The organism is Burkholderia latens (assembly GCF_001718795.1).
In the GTDB taxonomy this organism is placed as follows: domain Bacteria; phylum Pseudomonadota; class Gammaproteobacteria; order Burkholderiales; family Burkholderiaceae; genus Burkholderia; species Burkholderia latens_A.
In genome coordinates this window covers 1,863,472-1,880,486 of sequence record NZ_CP013438.1, presented here as the reverse complement: position 1 = coordinate 1,880,486, position 17,015 = coordinate 1,863,472, and the positions used below count along the sequence as shown (strand labels likewise).

Genomic DNA, 17,015 nt, shown 5'->3' with positions numbered 1-17,015 from the left:
AGGCACGGATCGGGCTGCCGTATTGTGTGAGCGAGCGCAACAAGCGTGCCATACGGCTAAACCCTAGCTCCATACGTTGTATGGACGTGCGGGCGATGTTGCGCTGCACCGTAAGCGGGCTGCGCTGCACTCCCGACGCGCAGCACAGGCACCGGCGAAGTGCCTGTCCATGGGCGAACCGCGGCGGACGGTTTTCTTGGTCATCCGAAAAAGCACGACCGGTCACTTGTACAAAACGGACGCGCATGGCGGAAAAGGCAAAGAACGCGTCTAAATTCATCAATCCGCCGAAAATCCGAACGACAAGAATAGAGCCGTCGGCAGCCTTGCACTGGATGCACTGGAATCCAGGTACGGCAGGCCTCGAGCTTCGGTCTTACGCCCTTTATTCTTCGTCACGGACGCACTATGTCGAACACCCAGCCTTTCTTCTCGCAGCCCCTCGCCGAACGCGACGCGCCGGTGCGCAGCGCCATCCTGAAGGAACTCGAGCGTCAGCAGTCGCAGGTCGAGCTGATCGCGTCGGAAAACATCGTGTCGCGCGCGGTGCTCGAGGCACAAGGCTCGGTGCTGACCAACAAGTATGCGGAAGGCTATCCGGGCAAGCGCTACTACGGCGGCTGCGAATTCGCGGACGAAGTCGAAGCGCTGGCGATCGAGCGCGTGAAGCAGATCTTCAACGCAGGCTATGCGAACGTGCAACCGCACTCGGGCGCGCAGGCGAACGGCTCGGTGATGCTCGCGCTCGCGAAGCCGGGCGACACGGTGCTCGGCATGTCGCTGGACGCCGGCGGCCACCTGACGCACGGCGCGAAGCCGGCGCTGTCGGGCAAGTGGTTCAACGCGGTGCAGTACGGCGTGAACCGCGACACGATGCGCATCGACTACGACCAGGTCGAGGAACTCGCGCACCAGCACAAGCCGAGCCTGATCATCGCCGGCTTCTCCGCATATCCGCGCGCGCTCGACTTCGCGCGCTTCCGTGCGATCGCGGACAGCGTCGGTGCGAAACTGATGGTCGACATGGCGCACATCGCCGGCGTGATCGCCGCGGGCCGCCATGCGAATCCGGTCGAGCATGCGCACGTCGTCACGTCGACCACGCACAAGACGCTGCGCGGCCCGCGCGGCGGCTTCGTGCTCACCAACGACGAGGAGATCGCGAAGAAGATCAACTCGGCCGTGTTCCCCGGCCTGCAGGGCGGCCCGCTGATGCACGTGATCGCCGGCAAGGCAGTCGCGTTCGGCGAAGTGCTGCACGCCGACTTCAAGACCTACATCGACAACGTGCTGGCGAACGCGCAGGCGCTCGGTGAAGTGCTGAAGGCGGGCGGCGTGGATCTCGTGACCGGCGGCACCGACAACCACCTGCTGCTGGTCGACCTGCGCCCGAAGGGGTTGAAGGGCGCGCCGGTCGAGCAGGCGCTGGAACGCGCGGGCATCACCTGCAACAAGAACGGCATTCCGTTCGACACCGAGAAGCCGACCGTCACGTCGGGCATCCGCCTCGGCACGCCGGCCGGCACGACGCGCGGCTTCGGCGTGGCCGAGTTCCGCGAGATCGGCCGCCTGATTCTCGAAGTATTCGACGCGCTGCGCGCGAATCCGGAAGGCGACCGCGCGACCGAACAGCGCGTGCGCCGCGAGATTTTCGCGCTCTGCGAGCGCTTCCCGATTTACTGATCGACGACCCACACACAGCAGAGACTGGAGCGAGAGGCAGATATGAGCACGCTGCATCAGGACAGCATCATCATCGACGGATTGAACATCTCGAAGTTCGAGAAGCCGGTGTTCGAGGACATGCGCCGCGGCGGCATCACGGCCGCGAACTGCACGGTGTCGGTGTGGGAGAACTTCACCAAGACCGTCGACAACATCGGCGTGATGAAGAAGAAGATCCGCGACAACAGCGAGCTGCTGACGCTGGTGCGCACGACCGACGACATCTTCCGCGCGAAGAAGGAAGGCAAGACCGGGATCATCCTCGGCTTCCAGAACGCGCACGCGTTCGAGGACAACCTCGGCTACATCGAGGCGTTCGCCGACATGGGCGTGCGCGTCGTGCAGCTCTGCTACAACACGCAGAACCTCGTCGGCACCGGTTGCTACGAGCGCGACGGCGGCCTGTCGGACTTCGGCCGCGAGGTGATCACCGAGATGAATCGCGTCGGCATCATGGTCGACCTGTCGCACGTGGGCGGCAACACGTCGTCGGAAGCGATCGCGTTCTCGAAGAAGCCGGTGTGCTACTCGCACTGCCTGCCGTCAGGTCTGAAGGAACACCCGCGCAACAAGAGCGACGCGCAGCTGAAGGAGATCGCCGACGCCGGCGGCTTCGTCGGCGTGACGATGTTCGCGCCGTTCCTGAAGCGCGGGATCGAAGCGAACATCGACGACTACATCGAGGCGATCGACTACGTCGTGAACCTGATCGGCGAGGACGCGGTCGGCATCGGCACGGACTTTACGCAGGACTATGCGAAGGAGTTCTTCGACATGCTCACGCACGACAAGGGCCGCTATCGCCAGCTGACGAACTTCGGCAAGGTGATCAACCCGGACGGCATCCGCACGATCGGCGAATTCCCGAACCTGACCGCGGCGATGGAACGCCACGGCTGGAAGGAGTCCCGCATCCGCAAGATCATGGGCGAGAACTGGGTGCGCGTGTTCAAGGACGTGTGGGGCGCATAAGCGCTCGACGGCCCTAACCGCCAACCGCCATTCAACACCAGAACAATCGGGACGTGCCGGCGCCTGTCGCACCGGCACGCGGACGATGTCGCGCCAGCGCCCGAGCCGCGCGGCCATTTTTCCTCACGGAGTCACCACGATGCAACCGCAACTTCCGATCGACGTCGATCCCGATACCGGCGTCTGGACCACCGACGCGCTGCCGATGCTGTACGTGCCGCGCCACTTCTTCACGAACAATCACGTCGCCGTCGAGGAAGCGCTGGGTGTCGAAGCGTATGCCGAGATCCTGTACAAGGCCGGCTACAAATCCGCGTATCACTGGTGCGACAAGGAAGCGAAACTGCACGGCCTCACCGGGATGGCCGTGTTCGAGCACTACCTGAAGCGCCTGTCGCAACGCGGCTGGGGCCTGTTCTCGATCATCGAGGCCGACCCGGTCGGCGCGCGCGCGAAGATCGAGCTGCGCCATTCGTCGTTCGTGCTCCAGCAGCCGGGCAAGGAAGGCAAGCTCTGCTACATGTTCGCGGGCTGGTTCGCCGGCGCGATGGACTGGGTCAACGACACGACGCCGGAAGGCAAGAACGCGCCGCGCGCGCAGTCGAAGGAAGTGCAGTGTGCGGCCGAGCACCACGACCACTGCGTCTTCGAAGTGTCGCCGATCGCGCACTGATGCGCTGACGTCGAGACACAGCAATACGGCAACACAACAACACCCGCAATACGAGACATTCGAACGCCAGAGGTCGCCTGCGATGCGTTATCCCCACCTGTTCAAACCCATGCAGCTGAACCAGCTGACGCTGCGCAACCGGATCGTCAGCACCGCGCATGCGGAGGTGTATGCCGAGCCGGGCGGCCTGCCGGGCGACCGCTACATCCGCTATTACGAAGAAAAGGCGAAGGGTGGCGTCGGCCTCGCGATCTGCGGCGGTTCGAGCCCCGTGTCGATCGACAGCCCGCAAGGCTGGTGGAAGTCGGTGAATCTGTCGAACGACAAGATCATCGACCCGCTCACGCGCCTGGCCGACACGATGCACAAGCACGGCGCGAAGATCATGATCCAGGCGACGCACATGGGCCGCCGCTCGTCGTTCCACGGCGAGCACTGGCCGCACCTGATGTCGCCGTCGGGCGTGCGCGAGCCGGTGCACCGGGGCAATGCGAAGATCATCGAGATCGAGGAAATCCGCCGCATCATCGGCGACTTCGCGGCAGCCGCGAAGCGCGTGAAAGCAGCCGGCATGGACGGCATCGAAATTTCCGCCGCGCACCAGCACCTGATCGACCAGTTCTGGAGCAAGCGGTCGAACCATCGCACCGACGAATGGGGCGGCAGCCTCGAGAACCGTCTGCGCTTTGGCATCGAAGTGCTGACGGCCGTGCGCGAAGCGGTCGGCAAGGACTTCTGCGTCGGCCTGCGCATGTGCGGCGACGAATTCCACGAGGACGGTCTCGATCATGAAGCACTGAAGGAAATCGCGCAGGCGATGTCGGAGACGGGCCTGATCGACTATCTGAGCGTGGTCGGATCTGGCGGCGACACGCACAACACGATCGCGAACTGCATGCCGCCGATGGCGCTTCCGCCGGAGCCGTTCGTGCACCTCGCGGCCGGCATCAAGTCGGTCGTGAAGATTCCGGTGATGCACGCGCAGAGCATCCGCGATGCGGGACAGGCGGAGCGCCTGCTCGCGAACGGGATGATCGATCTGGTCGGCATGACGCGCGCGCAGATCGCGGATCCGCACATGGTGATCAAGATCCGCGACGGCCGCGAAGACGAAATCAAGCAGTGCGTCGGCGCGAACTACTGCATCGACCGCCAGTACAACGGCCTCGACGTGCTGTGCATCCAGAACGCCGCGACGTCGCGCGAAGCGACGATGCCGCACATCATCGAGAAGTCGCGCGGCCCGAAGCGCAAGGTGGTCGTGGTCGGTGCGGGCCCCGCAGGGCTCGAGGCCGCGCGCGTCGCGAAGCTGCGCGGACACGACGTCGTGCTGTTCGAGAAGAACGCCGAAGTGGGCGGCCAGGTGATGATCGCCGCGAAGGCGCCGCAGCGCGAACAGATGTCGGGGATCATCCGCTGGTTCGACATGGAAACGAAGCGTCTCGGCGTCGACCGGCGCCTCGGCGTCGCCGCCGACGAGAAGATGATCATGGCCGAGAAGCCGGACATCGTCGTGCTTGCCACCGGCGGGTCGAGCTTCACGTGGCAGGTGCCGGCGTGGGGCGTCGCCGAAGGATTGGCCGTCAGCTCGTGGGACATCCTGACCGGCAAGGTCGAGCCGAAGCAGAACGTGCTGCTGTTCGACGGCGTGAGCACGCATGCGGGTGCCGGCGTTGCCGATTTCATGGCGAGCCGCGGTTCGAAGGTCGAGGTGGTGACGCCGGACGTGAAGGTCGCCGACGATTGCGGCGGCACGACGTTCCCGATCTTCTACCGCCGCCTCTACGCGCTCGGCGTGATCCAGACGCCGAACACGATGCTCGACCGCGTATACGAGGAAGACGGCAAGAAAATCGCCGTGCTGCGCAACGAATACACGGAGGAACTGGAAGAGCGCGCGGTCGATCAGGTCGTGATCGAGAACGGTTCGTCGCCGAACGACGAGTTGTACTGGAAGCTCAAGCCGGAGTCGGTGAACCGCGGCCAGATCGATCCGCATACGCTGTTCGCGGCGCAGCCGCAGCCGTGCCTGTCGGAAGAACTGGGCAACGGCCGCTTCCTGCTGTTCCGTGTCGGCGACTGCATCTCGATGCATAACGTCCACGGTGCGATCTACGATTCGCTGCGTCTCGTCAAGGATTTCTAAAAAATGAACCCGGCTTTCCTCATTACCGCACTGCTGTGGCTGTCGGTGGCGGGGCTCGCGTTCGCGGTCGCGAAGCGCTCGTCCTACTGGCGTCTCGGGCGCGCGACGGCGCCGGGCTCGTTCGGCGTCGCGAACCTGTTCGCGATTCCGAAGCGCTATTTCGTCGACCTGCACCACGTCGTGGCTCGCGATCCCTACATCGCGAAGACCCACGTGGCGACCGCGGGCGGCGCGATCGCCGCGCTCGCACTGGTGTTCGTCAACTATGGCCTCGCGATCTATTCGCCGTGGCTCGACAAGCTGATCTTCCTCGCGGCGCTCGCGATGCTTGCCGGCGTGGTGTTCGTGTGGCGCCGCCGCGCGGCGAAGGACGTGCCGGCCCGGCTGTCGCGCGGCCCGTGGAACGCGCTGCCGTGGCTGCTCGGCTCGTTCGCGCTCGGCCTCGTGCTGTTCGTGGTGGTGCCGGCCGGCGTGATGTCGGGTGCGTTCGCGGTGCTCTGCGCGCTGCTGATCGGCGCCGGCGCATTCACGATGACCATCGGCGCCGCGAAGGGCGGCCCGATGAAGCACGCGATCGCCGGGTTGCTGCACCTCGCATTCCATCCGCGCCAGGAACGCTTCGCGGCGACCCGCGAATCGTTCACGGGCAACGGCACGGCCACGCCGCCGACCGCGCTCAAGCTGCCGGACATCGAGCACGAAGAATACGGCGTCGCGAAGCCCGTCGAATTCCGCTGGAATCAACTGCTGAGCTTCGACGCGTGCGTTCAGTGCGGCAAGTGCGAAGCCGCGTGTCCCGCATTCGCGTCGGGCCAGCCGCTGAATCCGAAGAAGCTGATCCAGGATCTCGTCGTCGGGATGGCGGGCGGCACCGATGCCGCGTATGCGGGCAGCCCGACGCCGGGCCTCGCGGTCGGCCAGCATCGCGGCGAGCCGAACGGCCCGATCGTGTCCGGCCTGATCGAGGAGCAGACACTGTGGTCGTGCACCACCTGCCGCGCGTGCGTGCAGGAGTGCCCGATGCTGATCGAGCACGTGGATGCGATCGTCGACATGCGCCGCAACCGCACGCTCGTGCACGGGACGGTGCCGGGCAAGGGACAGGAAGTGCTGGCGAACCTGCGCGAGACCGGCACGATGGGCGGCTACGACACGGCGGCGCGCTACGACTGGTCGGTCGACCTGAATGCACCGGTCGCGCAGCCGGGCAAACCGGTCGACGTGTTGATCGTCGCGGGTGAAGGCGCGTTCGACATGCGTTACCAGCGCACGCTGCGTGCGTTCGTGAAGGTGCTGAACAAGGCGGGCGTCGATTACGCGGTGCTGGGTGCGACCGAGACCGACACCGGCGACGTCGCACGCCGCCTCGGCGACGAAGCGACGTTCCAGCAGATGGCGAAGCGCCTGATCGGCACGCTCGGCTCGCTGTCGTACAAGCAAATCGTGACGGCGGACCCTCATGTGATGCACAGCCTGCGCAACGAATATCGCGCGTTGGGGCTGCGTGTGACGGTCAAGCATCACACGACGTACATGGCGGAACTGGCCGACAGCGGCAAGATCGCGCCGAAGGCGGTCGACGCGCTGCTCGAAAAACGTACCACGTATCACGATCCGTGCTATCTCGGCCGCTACAACGGCGAGACGGAATCGCCGCGCAAGCTGCTGAAGACGATCGGCATCCAGGTCGTCGAGATGGAGCGCAACGGCATGCGCGGCCGCTGCTGCGGCGGTGGCGGCGGTGCGCCGCTGACCGACATCCCGGGCAAGCAGCGTATTCCCGACATCCGCATCGCCGACGCGCGCGCGATCGGCGCGGACGTGGTCGCAGTCGGATGCCCGAACTGTACGGCGATGCTCGAAGGCGTCGTGGGCCCGCGCCCGGACGTGCTCGACGTGGCCGAACTCGTTGCCGCCTCGCTGGAGTGAATCGATGAACACGATCAAACGAATCGATCCGCGCCGGCCGTTCATCATCACGGCCGCCGGGCTCAAGCGCATCACGCTCGGCGAGGAAGGCAGCGCCGATGCGAGCGCCGCGCAGTGGGCCGCGCACGGCCACGGCGCCGCGGCCGCGAAGCCGCGCCGCGCGGTGCAGGACCCGAAGCACGTGATGCTGGTGGTCGCGCATGCCGAACGCGGCGCGCTCGACGAGCATGCGCGGCAGGTAATTGCCGCCGCCGCGATACTCGCCGACGCGCAGACGGAAGTCGCGCTGCTGGTATTCGGCGAGCTGAAGGATGACGCCGCCGAACTCGGCGTCGACAAGCTGATCGAGCTCGCGGGCTTCGACCGCCGCGCGTTCGCGCCCGAAAGCGAATTGCAGGCATTGCAGGCATGCGCGGCAGCGCTGGCGCCAAAGCACGTGTTCGTGCCCGACAACGCGACCGGCGACGGCGATCTCGGCCGGCGTTATGCCGCGGCGGCCGGCGCGAGCGTCGCGACCCACGTGGTCGAGATCGACGCGAAGCATGTCGGCGCATACGCGCACGCCGGGCGCGCATTCGCGACGCGCGGCTTGCCGGACGTGATCCTGCTCGCGCAGAACGCGGTCGAGGCGAAGCTGCCGTTCGTCGGCGCGGGCGAACGCCTGGCCGCCGACTTCATCCGGCCGGCCGCCGGCGCGGTGCAGCCGTACCGCGATCTCGGCCTCGACGAAATCGACGCGGCGCAGGTCGCGCTGGAGGAGGCCGACTTCATCGTGTCGGCGGGCAACGGCGTGTCGGACATCGCCGCGTTCGAGCGGCTCGCCGGCGCATTCGGCGCGGCGATCGGCGCGAGCCGCGTGGCGGTCGACAACGGTCACTTCACGCGCGACAAGCAGGTCGGCGCCACCGGCAAGACGGTCGAAGCGAGCGTGTACATCGCGTTCGGCATCTCCGGCGCGGTGCAGCACTTGCAGGGGATCAAGGACTGCCGCCACGTGATCGCGGTGAACCTCGACGGCAGCGCGCCGATCGCGAAGCGCGCGAACCTGACGGTGGTGGGCGACGCGCAGGCGACGATCGCCGCGCTGATCGAACAGGTGCAGGCCGCGCGCGCGGCGCGCGGGCAATCGCCGGCTGTTGTCGGCAGCCGTGAAACGGAAGGAGTCGCAGCATGAACGCCCCTCGCCAGTTGCAACGTATCGCGGTGCTCGTGTCCGTGGGCCGGCACCCGGTCAGCGGCGCCGCGCGTTACAGCCGCAACGACGCGGCCGCGCTCGAAGCCGGCCGCCAGCTCGCGGAGCGGCATCGTGCGCAGCTCGACGTGATCCATGCGGGCGACCCCGCGAATGAAGCGCTCGCCGAATACCTTGCGCTCGGCGCGCGCCAGGTCGAAGTGCTGGCCTGCCGCGACGGCGACGATGCCGTGCACGCGATCGCCGCACGCGTCGACGGCTACGACCTCGTGCTGACCGGCACGCGCGCAGAGGGCGCGTACGACACCGGGATGCTGCCGTATCGCGTCGCCGCGGCGCTCGGCTATCCGCTCGTCGGCTCGGCCGTCGACGTGGCGGTCGACGGCGGCCGCGCGGCGGTCCGGCAATTCTTGCCGAAAGGGCTGCGGCGGCGCGTCGACGCCGCTCTGCCGGCCGTGGTAGCGGTCCATCCGCTCGCGAACGTGGCGCCGCGCTACGCGTACGCGCGCCTGCGGGCCGGCGCGATCCGCCCGGCGCTCGCGTCGACCGGCGCGGATGCCGATGCGGCCGCGTGGAAGGTCGGGCCGATCGAGCGTAAACCCGTAAAGCTGGTCGCGGCCGAGAAGCGCTCCGGGCATGCACGCATGCTGTCCGCGACGACGACCGAAAGCCGCGGCGGCAACGTCGTAAATGAAGGGAGTTCGGTCGAAAAAGCACAAGTGATCCTCGCGTATTTGCGCGAGCATCAGCTCATCGACTACTGATTTTGATGCCTGTCGGCAACCACACTGGGATGCAAGGAATCCGGAGCAAACGATGAAAGTATCGGCAGACATTCGTGCACTGATCGAACGCCGCAAGGCAGGCTACAGCCTCGAGGCGCCGTTCTACACGAGCGAGGAGATTTTCGCCCTCGACATGGAGGCGATTTTCCGCCAGCACTGGATCCAGGTCGCGGTTGAACCGGACATTCCGGAGCCGGGCGACTACGTGACCGTCGAACTGGGCAGCGACTCGATCCTGATCGTGCGCGACGACGACATGGAAATCCGCGCGTTCCACAACGTGTGCCGCCACCGCGGCGCGCGCCTGTGCAACGAAGACAAGGGCTCGGTCGGCAACATCGTGTGCCCGTACCACAGCTGGACCTACAACCTGACGGGCCAGCTGATGTTCGCCGAGCACATGGGCGAGCAGTTCGACCGCTGCAAGCACAGCCTGAAGTCGGTGCACGTGCAGAATCTCGCGGGCCTGATCTTCGTGTGCCTCGCGGAAGAACCGCCGGCCGACTTCGCGCAACTGCGCGCCGAGATGGAGCCGTATCTGCTGCCGCACGATCTGCCGAACACGAAGATCGCCGCGCAGGTCGACATCATCGAGGAAGGCAACTGGAAGCTCACGATGGAGAACAACCGCGAGTGCTATCACTGCGTCGCGAACCATCCGGAGCTGACGATCTCGCTGTATGAATACGGCTTCGGCTATCAGCGCTCCGAAGCGAACGCCGAAGGCATGGACGCGTTCGCTGAAACGTGCGTGCGCCGCGGCAAGGAGTGGGCCGAGATGGGCCTGCCGTCCGCCGAAATCGAAAAGCTGCTCGACGTGACGGGCTTCCGTACGCAGCGCCTGCCGCTCGATCGCAGCGGCGAATCGCAGACGCTCGACGCGAAGGTTGCGTCGAAGAAGCTGCTCGGCAAGTTCGATCAGGCCGACCTCGGCGGCCTGTCGTTCTGGACGCAGCCCAACTCGTGGCACCACTTCATGAGCGATCACATCGTGACGTTCTCGGTGATTCCGCTGTCGGCGGGCAAGACGCTCGTGCGCACCAAGTGGCTCGTGCACAAGGACGCGAAGGAAGGCATCGACTACGACGTGAAGAACCTGACGGCCGTGTGGAACGCGACCAACGACCAGGATCGCGCGCTCGTCGAATTCTCGCAGCGCGGCGCGACCAGCAGCGCGTACGAACCGGGCCCGTATTCGCCGTACACGGAAGGTCTCGTCGAAAAATTCTCGGCCTGGTACATCGGCCGGCTCGCCGCACAAACCGGCGCGTAGTACCCGGCACTACCCAGCACTGAAGCGGAGCTACACATGATGCGAGATGCGGCCAATTTCGAGCCGGCGGACAGCCGGGTCACCCACCCGGCGTTCTGGAACGCGCTTCCCGAGCGCTGGACGAGCGACGTCGAGGAAACGCTGCTGTGCTGCCACGTCCGGCAGGAAACCCACGACGTGAAGAGCTTCTTCTTCCGTTCGCCGCAAGGCCGCGCGTTCTCGTTCGAGCCCGGGCAGTTCATCACGCTCGAGCTCGACATCGACGGCGAGACGATCAACCGGTGCTACACGATCTCGTCGTCGCCGGCACGGCCGCACACGATCTCGATCACGGTGAAGCGCGTGCCGGGCGGCAAGGTATCGAACTGGCTGCACGACAACCTGCAGCCGGGCGCGTCGGTTCGCGTGCTCGGCCCGGCCGGCGAATTCACGTGCGCTCGGCATCCGGCGCGCAAGTACCTGTTCCTGTCGGCAGGCTCGGGTGTCACGCCGCTGATGTCGATGAGCCGTGCGCACCACGATCTCGCCGAAGACCGCGACATCCTGTTCGTGCACAGCGCCCGCACGCCGGACGACATCATCTTCGCGCGCGAGCTCGACCTGATCGCGTCGAATCACGCGAACTTCCGCACGTCGTTCGTCGTCGAGCGCGTCGGCGCGCGCACGAACTGGCCGGGCGTCACGGGCTTCCTGACGCTGCCGCTGCTGAAGCTGATCGCACCGGATTTCATGGAGCGCGAGATCTTCACGTGCGGCCCGGCGCCATACATGAAGGCGGTGCGCGACCTGCTCGACGAAGCCGGGTTCGACCGCAAGCGTTATCACGAGGAAAGCTTCTCGTTCGAAACGCTCGCGCAGACCGCGAGCGACGAGGTGCTCGCCGAACTCGTGCCGGCTGCCGGCGGCGACGACGTCGCGACGAAGCAGTACACGGTCAGCTTCGCGAAGAGCAACCGCGAAATTTCCTGCGGCTCCGAGCAGCACGTGCTCGACGCGGCGCGCCAGTCGGGCGTGCGGCTGCCGGCATCGTGCACGCAGGGCATGTGCGGCACCTGCAAGGTGAAGCTCGTGTCGGGGCAGGTCGAGATGAAGCACAACGGCGGTATCCGCCAGCGCGAGATCGATCAGGGGATGGTGCTGCTGTGCTGCAGCAAGCCGCTGTCGGATCTGGTGATCGACAAGTAGTCCAGCAGGCCACCGGCTGTCCGGACGCGTCGCGTTCGGACAAGCATCCGTCGGAAAAGAACGATACCGCGGATTTGTGGTTGAAGAACCTAGAGAGACATCGCGCGGTGTGCGCATATCAAGGAGATCGACCATGAAACTGTTCGGAAAAATGCTATGGAGTGGTGCCCTGTCGGCGATGGTGGCACTGAGCGCGTCCGCGCTTGCCGATACGAAACCGACGCTGAAAATCGGTTACGTCGAAGGATGGGACGACAGCGTCGCGACGTCGAACGTCGCGGCCCGCGTGATCGAGAAGAAGCTCGGTTACCAGGTCCAGCTCGTGCCGGTGGCTGCCGGGATCATGTGGCAGGGCGTCGCGCGCGGCGACCTCGACGCGACGCTGTCGGCATGGCTGCCGGTCACGCACGGCTCGTACTGGAGCGAGTACAAGAGCAAGGTCGTCGACGTCGGCGCAAACTTTCCGGACGCGAAGATCGGCCTGATCGTTCCCGACTACGTGAAGGCGAAGAGCATCGAGGATCTGAACGCCGAGAAGAGCAGCTTCGGCGGCCGGATCGTCGGCATCGACGCCGGTGCCGGCGTGATGCGCAAGACCGACGAGGCGATCAAGAACTACGGGCTGAGCTACACGCTGATGCCGAGCTCGGGCAGTGCGATGACGGCCGAGCTGTCGCGCTCGGTGGGCGCGAACAAGCCGGTCATCGTGACCGGGTGGGCGCCGCACTGGATGTTCGCGAAGTGGAAGCTGCGCTTCCTCGACGATCCGAAGAAGGTATTCGGCGGTGCGGAGCACGTCGACAGCGTCGTCAATCCGCAGCTCGAAACGAAGGCGAAGCCGGTCGTTGCGTTCCTGAAGAAGTTCCAGTGGAAGCCGGGTGAAATCGACAGCGTGATGCTGGCGATCCAGAACGGCTCGAAGCCGGAAGCGGCAGCGGATGCATGGATTGCCGCGCATGCGGACCGCGTGAATTCGTGGACTGAAGGCGCGCAGTAACACCGCGGCGAATCGTCGCGAGAATCAACACAACAACACGCCGGGAATGGCATGCAGGAATCCGAAACAATCGTGAATTCATGCAGCCAGATCCCGGTTTTCTTTTGCTGATTCTGCAAAAATGCGCGTAAGTTGTTACACTAGCGCCCTTGTGCGGAGTCATCTGCTTTGTATCGGACCAGAGTAAGCGCTGTAGCGCTGACGCTGAACGAGAGGAGGAATTGGATGAGTCAGGCAGGACTGCGTGCGAATCGCACCAGTGACGTTGAGGCAACCATCTCACATGATTCGACGGGCCACACGCTGCATCGTGGCCTGACCTGGAAAGACGCTTTTTGGGTAACGAGCGGTGTGCCGGCAGGCGTGCTGTTCACGATCGGCGGCGTATGCACGACGATCGGCCAGCCCGCGTGGGCGATCTGGATCGCCGCGATCACGATGGGGCTAATTCAAAGCGCGACTTATGCGGAAATATCGGGGCTATTTCCCCATAAATCGGGCGGCGCGTCGGTGTATGGCGCGATCGGCTGGGTCCGTTACAGCAAGCTGATTGCCCCGGTTTCCGTGTGGTGCAACTGGCTCGCATGGTCGCCGATGCTCGCGCTCGGCTGCGGCCTCGCGGCGAGCTACGCACTCACGAGTCTCTTTCCCGCCAATGCGGCGGTGCTGCACTGGCAGTTCAGGGTGGCGGATCTCGGTTTCATCAAGCCAGGTCTGTCGCTGCGAATCAACGCGACGTTCATCGTCGCGACGATTCTGCTTCTCATCACGTTCAAGCTTCAGCACAGTGGCGCGTCGAAGGCAGCGCGCACGCAGCGCATTCTCGGCATTGCATCGCTGACACCGCTCCTGATCGTCGGCATCGTGCCGTTCGTCACCGGCGACGTGCCGATGTCGAATCTGCTGCCGCTGCTGCCGCTCGGTCACGATGCCCAAGGCAACGTGACGGCCGCGACGTTCGGCTCGTGGAACGGGCAGGGCGTCACGATGGCGCTCGGCGCGATGTTCATGGCCGGCTGGGCGTCGTATGGCTTCGAGACGGCCGTCTGCTACACGCGCGAATTCCGCGATCCGCGACGCGACACCGCGAAGGCGATCTTCTGGTCCGGTGCGCTGTGTCTGGTCGTGATGACGCTGGTGCCGATGGCATTCCAGGGTGCGCTCGGCACGCAGGCAATGCTCGATCCGGCGATCGGCGACGGCACCGGCGTTGCGGCCGCGATGGCGAAAATCGTCGGCGGCGGCGCATGGGTCGCGAACGCTGTCGTCGTGATGCTGATGCTGTCGATCCTGCTGATCGTGATGACGTCGATGATGGGCTCGTCGCGCACGTTGTATCAGGCATCGGTCGACGGATGGCTGCCGAAGTACCTGTCGCACGTGAACGAGCACGGCTCGCCGACGCGCGCGATGTGGACCGATCTCGGCTTCAACCTCGTGTTGCTGATGATGTCGGACTACATGACGGTGCTGTCGATCTCGAACGTCTGCTACATGCTGTTCGTATTCCTGAACCTGCAGTCGGGCTGGATCCACCGGATGGATCGCGGCAACTGGGAGCGGCCGTTCCGCTGCCCGACGTGGCTGCTCGTCGCCGGTTCGATCTGCGGCTACGCGAACCTCGTTTATGTCGGCGCGGGCGCGAACCTGCAGGGCGAAGGCACGCTGCGCAACGGGCTGATCGCGATGCTGCTGATCGTGCCGGTATTCCTGTATCGCCACTACTGGCAGGATCGCGGCCGCTTCCCCGCTCAGATGCAGCGCGACATGGAACTCGAAGTGCCGAAGCGCGCGATGTGGCTGAACCTGATGCCGTACGCGGCGCTGGTCGGCGCGGCGCTCACGATCTGGCTGTCGTACTACTTCGCGTGGGTGAAATAGAAGCACGCGGACGACGCTTCGCGCGGCCACCCGGATACCGCACCCGGGCCGTCGCGCGAAGCGGCCAACGACTGCACAAAAAAACGGCCGGCTGATTGCCGGCCTTTTTTTGTTCGCGTTCCGCCGAACGCGGGCGCTTACGGAAACACCACGGTGCGGTCGCCGTTCAGGAACACACGGCGCTCGATGAATGCCTTCACCGCGCGCGCGAGCGTGATGCATTCTACGTCGCGTCCGACCGCCAGCAGTTGCTCGGGCCGCAGCGCATGGTCGACGCGCTCGACCACCTGCTCGATGATCGGGCCTTCGTCGAGATCGTCGGTCACGAAGTGCGCGGTCGCGCCGATCAGCTTGACGCCGCGCGCATGCGCCTGATGATACGGCTTCGCGCCCTTGAAGCCCGGCAGGAACGAGTGATGGATGTTGATCGCCCGGTTCGCGAGCTTCGCGCTGGTTTCCTGCGACAGCACCTGCATGTAGCGCGCAAGGATCACGAGCTCGGCGCCGCTCGATTCGAAGAAGTCGAGCCACTGCGCTTCCTGCTGGGCCTTCGTGTCGGCCGTGATCGGGAAATGGCGGAACGGCAGCCCGTGCTGCGCAGCGAGCGGTTCGAAGTCCGGATGATTCGACACGATCCCGACGATGTCCATCTTCAGCTCGCCCATCCGCCAGCGGAACAGCAAGTCCGCGAGGCAATGCTCGAGCTTCGACACCATGATCAGCACCTTCGGACGCGCGTTCACGTCGTGAATCGCCCATTGCGTGTCGCCTGCGCCGCCGGCCAGCGCAGCCGCGATCGGCCCGAACTCCTGGCGCAGCGCGTCGATCTGCAATGTTTCGTCCGTCGGATGAAACACGCAGCGCACGAAGAAATGGTTGCTGAGATCGTCGTCGAACACATTCAGCGCATCGACGTAGCAGCGATGGCGCTCGAGAAAGCCGACGACGGCGGCGACCTGGCCGGCCGCGCTCGGGCACGACAGCGTCAGGACGAATTGATCGGGGCGTGAGTCGGCGGTCATGAGATTCCTCGGATGTCATGGGGCGCGGACCGATGCGGCGGCGCACCATGGCGCCGCACGGCACGGGCCGCGGGAGCCTCAAGTAAATCAGGACGATATGGGCGCGGATAGAACCAACGCGCCGTGTGGCTGGTATCGGCGCGCCAGCGCGATGGGGCTCGCGCGGCGCGTCAGCGCGCCGGTCGCGCCGCGATGGCGCGCGCGTTCGCGCTTGCGGCGGAACGGCGCGTTACACCGACGCGCACGCGTCGAGCAACCAGCGCCGGAACACGTGCGTCGCGTCCGGCTCGGGCCGCTGCGGCGGCCGCACGAGAAAGTAGCCGCGCGACGTGACGACGGGTGCATCGACGAGCTTCAGGAGCTGCCCGGATGCGACGAGCTCGTCGACGAGCGGCGACCAGCCGAGCGCGACACCCTCGCCGAGCAGCGCCGCATGGATCACCAGCGCATAGCTGTTGAACGTCACACCGCGCGCGGCGGCCGCCGCGTCGAGGCCGTGCGCGTCGAACCAGGCCGCCCACGACAGCCAGCGCTCGGGGCGCGTCGGCTGCACGTGCAGCAGCGGCAGCGCGTGCAGATCGTCGGGCCGTGCGACGTGCGGATGCGCGTCGCGGAACGTAGGGGAGCACACGGGCGTGACCGATTCGGGAAAGAGGCGTGCTGCCGTGCATGACGGCCAGTGACCGTCGCCGAACAGGATCGCGATGTCCGCGTGGTCGCGCTGCGCGTCGTAATCCTGCGATGTGACGACCCGCACGTCCACATCCGGCATCACGCGCTTCAGGCCCGCGAGGCGCGGCATCAGCCAGTAGGTCGCGAAGCCGAAATCCGTGACGATCGTCAGCGTGCCCTGCTCGCGGCGCGCGCGCAGCGTCGCGGTGGCGCCGCGCAGCGTGTCGAGGCTCACCCGCACCGCTTCGTACAGGCATTGGCCGTCGCTCGTCAGCGTGACACCGCGCGGGCTGCGCTCGAACAGCGGCACGCCGAGCTCCACCTCGAGCTGGAACACCTGCTGGCTCACGGCCGGCTGCGTGGAGCCGAGCTCGCGGGCGGCGGCGGTGAAGCTCTGCAGGCGCGCAGCCGATTCGAACGCGCGCAGCGCCTGCATCGACGGTAACGCTTCGGGTTTCGACATAAGTCTCTCTAATGGCCCCATAAGGGCCGGACGCCTTCCCGCACGAATTCGGGCGGGCGATAGTGCATCGGACGGCACGATGGTGGTGCCGCCTTTCCGC

General features: G+C 65.8%; 13 protein-coding genes. 11 read left to right on the top strand and 2 right to left on the bottom strand.

Annotated features, from left to right (window positions below; all coding sequences use genetic code 11):
- Nucleotides 1-408 precede the first annotated feature (408 nt).
- The 11 genes from WK25_RS27635 (at nucleotide 409) to WK25_RS27585 (ending at nucleotide 14,758) form a co-directional block, all read left to right on the top strand.
- A complete protein-coding gene (locus WK25_RS27635; protein ID WP_069243290.1) occupies nucleotides 409-1,683 on the top strand; it encodes a serine hydroxymethyltransferase in 1,275 nt (424 codons plus the stop codon).
- A 42-nt stretch (nucleotides 1,684-1,725) separates the two neighbouring features.
- On the top strand, nucleotides 1,726-2,697 hold the full coding sequence (locus WK25_RS27630) for a dipeptidase (protein ID WP_040138604.1): 972 nt from the start codon (nucleotides 1,726-1,728) through the stop codon (nucleotides 2,695-2,697).
- 139 nt (nucleotides 2,698-2,836) lie between these two features.
- The gene (locus WK25_RS27625; protein WP_069243289.1) at nucleotides 2,837-3,370 is read left to right on the top strand and encodes a DUF5943 domain-containing protein; all 534 of its coding nucleotides are present in this window, start codon (nucleotides 2,837-2,839) and stop codon (nucleotides 3,368-3,370) included.
- 82 nt (nucleotides 3,371-3,452) lie between these two features.
- Nucleotides 3,453-5,516 (top strand): NADH:flavin oxidoreductase, encoded by a 2,064-nt coding sequence (locus tag WK25_RS27620; RefSeq protein ID WP_040138602.1) that lies wholly within the window; start codon nucleotides 3,453-3,455, stop codon nucleotides 5,514-5,516.
- Between the two features lie 3 nt (nucleotides 5,517-5,519).
- Nucleotides 5,520-7,445: a (Fe-S)-binding protein gene (locus WK25_RS27615; RefSeq protein WP_069243288.1), complete on the top strand. Its 1,926-nt coding sequence runs from the start codon at nucleotides 5,520-5,522 to the stop codon at nucleotides 7,443-7,445.
- A gap of 4 nt (nucleotides 7,446-7,449) precedes the next feature.
- Nucleotides 7,450-8,619 carry an electron transfer flavoprotein subunit alpha/FixB family protein gene (locus WK25_RS27610; protein WP_040138600.1) on the top strand — a complete coding sequence of 390 codons (1,170 nt, stop codon included), beginning with the start codon at nucleotides 7,450-7,452 and terminating at the stop codon, nucleotides 8,617-8,619.
- A complete protein-coding gene (locus tag WK25_RS27605; RefSeq protein ID WP_040138599.1) occupies nucleotides 8,616-9,401 on the top strand; it encodes an electron transfer flavoprotein subunit beta/FixA family protein in 786 nt (261 codons plus the stop codon). The genes WK25_RS27610 and WK25_RS27605 overlap by 4 nt, the downstream gene beginning before the upstream one ends.
- 52 nt (nucleotides 9,402-9,453) lie before the next feature.
- Nucleotides 9,454-10,695 (top strand): aromatic ring-hydroxylating oxygenase subunit alpha, encoded by a 1,242-nt coding sequence (locus tag WK25_RS27600; protein WP_040138598.1) that lies wholly within the window; start codon nucleotides 9,454-9,456, stop codon nucleotides 10,693-10,695.
- A 36-nt stretch (nucleotides 10,696-10,731) separates the two neighbouring features.
- Nucleotides 10,732-11,880 carry a hybrid-cluster NAD(P)-dependent oxidoreductase gene (locus WK25_RS27595; protein ID WP_040140803.1) on the top strand — a complete coding sequence of 383 codons (1,149 nt, stop codon included), beginning with the start codon at nucleotides 10,732-10,734 and terminating at the stop codon, nucleotides 11,878-11,880.
- A 133-nt stretch (nucleotides 11,881-12,013) separates the two neighbouring features.
- Nucleotides 12,014-12,877, top strand: coding sequence for a glycine betaine ABC transporter substrate-binding protein (locus WK25_RS27590; RefSeq protein ID WP_040140802.1), 864 nt, complete (start codon nucleotides 12,014-12,016; stop codon nucleotides 12,875-12,877).
- Between the two features lie 225 nt (nucleotides 12,878-13,102).
- Nucleotides 13,103-14,758, top strand: a complete 1,656-nt coding sequence (locus WK25_RS27585; RefSeq protein ID WP_069243287.1) for an APC family permease — start codon at nucleotides 13,103-13,105, stop codon at nucleotides 14,756-14,758.
- Between the two features lie 137 nt (nucleotides 14,759-14,895).
- On the opposite strand, the gene purU is transcribed toward WK25_RS27585, so the two are convergent.
- Nucleotides 14,896-15,780 (bottom strand): formyltetrahydrofolate deformylase, encoded by an 885-nt coding sequence (purU, locus tag WK25_RS27580; protein WP_040140800.1) that lies wholly within the window; start codon nucleotides 15,778-15,780, stop codon nucleotides 14,896-14,898.
- Nucleotides 15,781-16,009: 229 nt separating this feature from the next.
- A complete protein-coding gene (locus tag WK25_RS27575) occupies nucleotides 16,010-16,936 on the bottom strand; it encodes a choline sulfate utilization transcriptional regulator (RefSeq protein WP_083253098.1) in 927 nt (308 codons plus the stop codon).
- Nucleotides 16,937-17,015 lie beyond the last annotated feature (79 nt).

Bases quoted from the DNA above. Each gene is read 5' to 3' on its own strand.
- WK25_RS27635 (WP_069243290.1), top strand. From the start codon at position 409: ATGTCGAACACCCAGCCTTTCTTCTCGCAGCCCCTCGCCGAACGCGAC.
- WK25_RS27630 (WP_040138604.1), top strand. From the start codon at position 1,726: ATGAGCACGCTGCATCAGGACAGCATCATCATCGACGGATTGAACATC.
- WK25_RS27625 (WP_069243289.1), top strand. From the start codon at position 2,837: ATGCAACCGCAACTTCCGATCGACGTCGATCCCGATACCGGCGTCTGG.
- WK25_RS27620 (WP_040138602.1), top strand. From the start codon at position 3,453: ATGCGTTATCCCCACCTGTTCAAACCCATGCAGCTGAACCAGCTGACG.
- WK25_RS27615 (WP_069243288.1), top strand. From the start codon at position 5,520: ATGAACCCGGCTTTCCTCATTACCGCACTGCTGTGGCTGTCGGTGGCG.
- WK25_RS27610 (WP_040138600.1), top strand. From the start codon at position 7,450: ATGAACACGATCAAACGAATCGATCCGCGCCGGCCGTTCATCATCACG.
- WK25_RS27605 (WP_040138599.1), top strand. From the start codon at position 8,616: ATGAACGCCCCTCGCCAGTTGCAACGTATCGCGGTGCTCGTGTCCGTG.
- WK25_RS27600 (WP_040138598.1), top strand. From the start codon at position 9,454: ATGAAAGTATCGGCAGACATTCGTGCACTGATCGAACGCCGCAAGGCA.
- WK25_RS27595 (WP_040140803.1), top strand. From the start codon at position 10,732: ATGATGCGAGATGCGGCCAATTTCGAGCCGGCGGACAGCCGGGTCACC.
- WK25_RS27590 (WP_040140802.1), top strand. From the start codon at position 12,014: ATGAAACTGTTCGGAAAAATGCTATGGAGTGGTGCCCTGTCGGCGATG.
- WK25_RS27585 (WP_069243287.1), top strand. From the start codon at position 13,103: ATGAGTCAGGCAGGACTGCGTGCGAATCGCACCAGTGACGTTGAGGCA.
- purU (WP_040140800.1), bottom strand. From the start codon at position 15,780: ATGACCGCCGACTCACGCCCCGATCAATTCGTCCTGACGCTGTCGTGC.
- WK25_RS27575 (WP_083253098.1), bottom strand. From the start codon at position 16,936: ATGGGGCCATTAGAGAGACTTATGTCGAAACCCGAAGCGTTACCGTCG.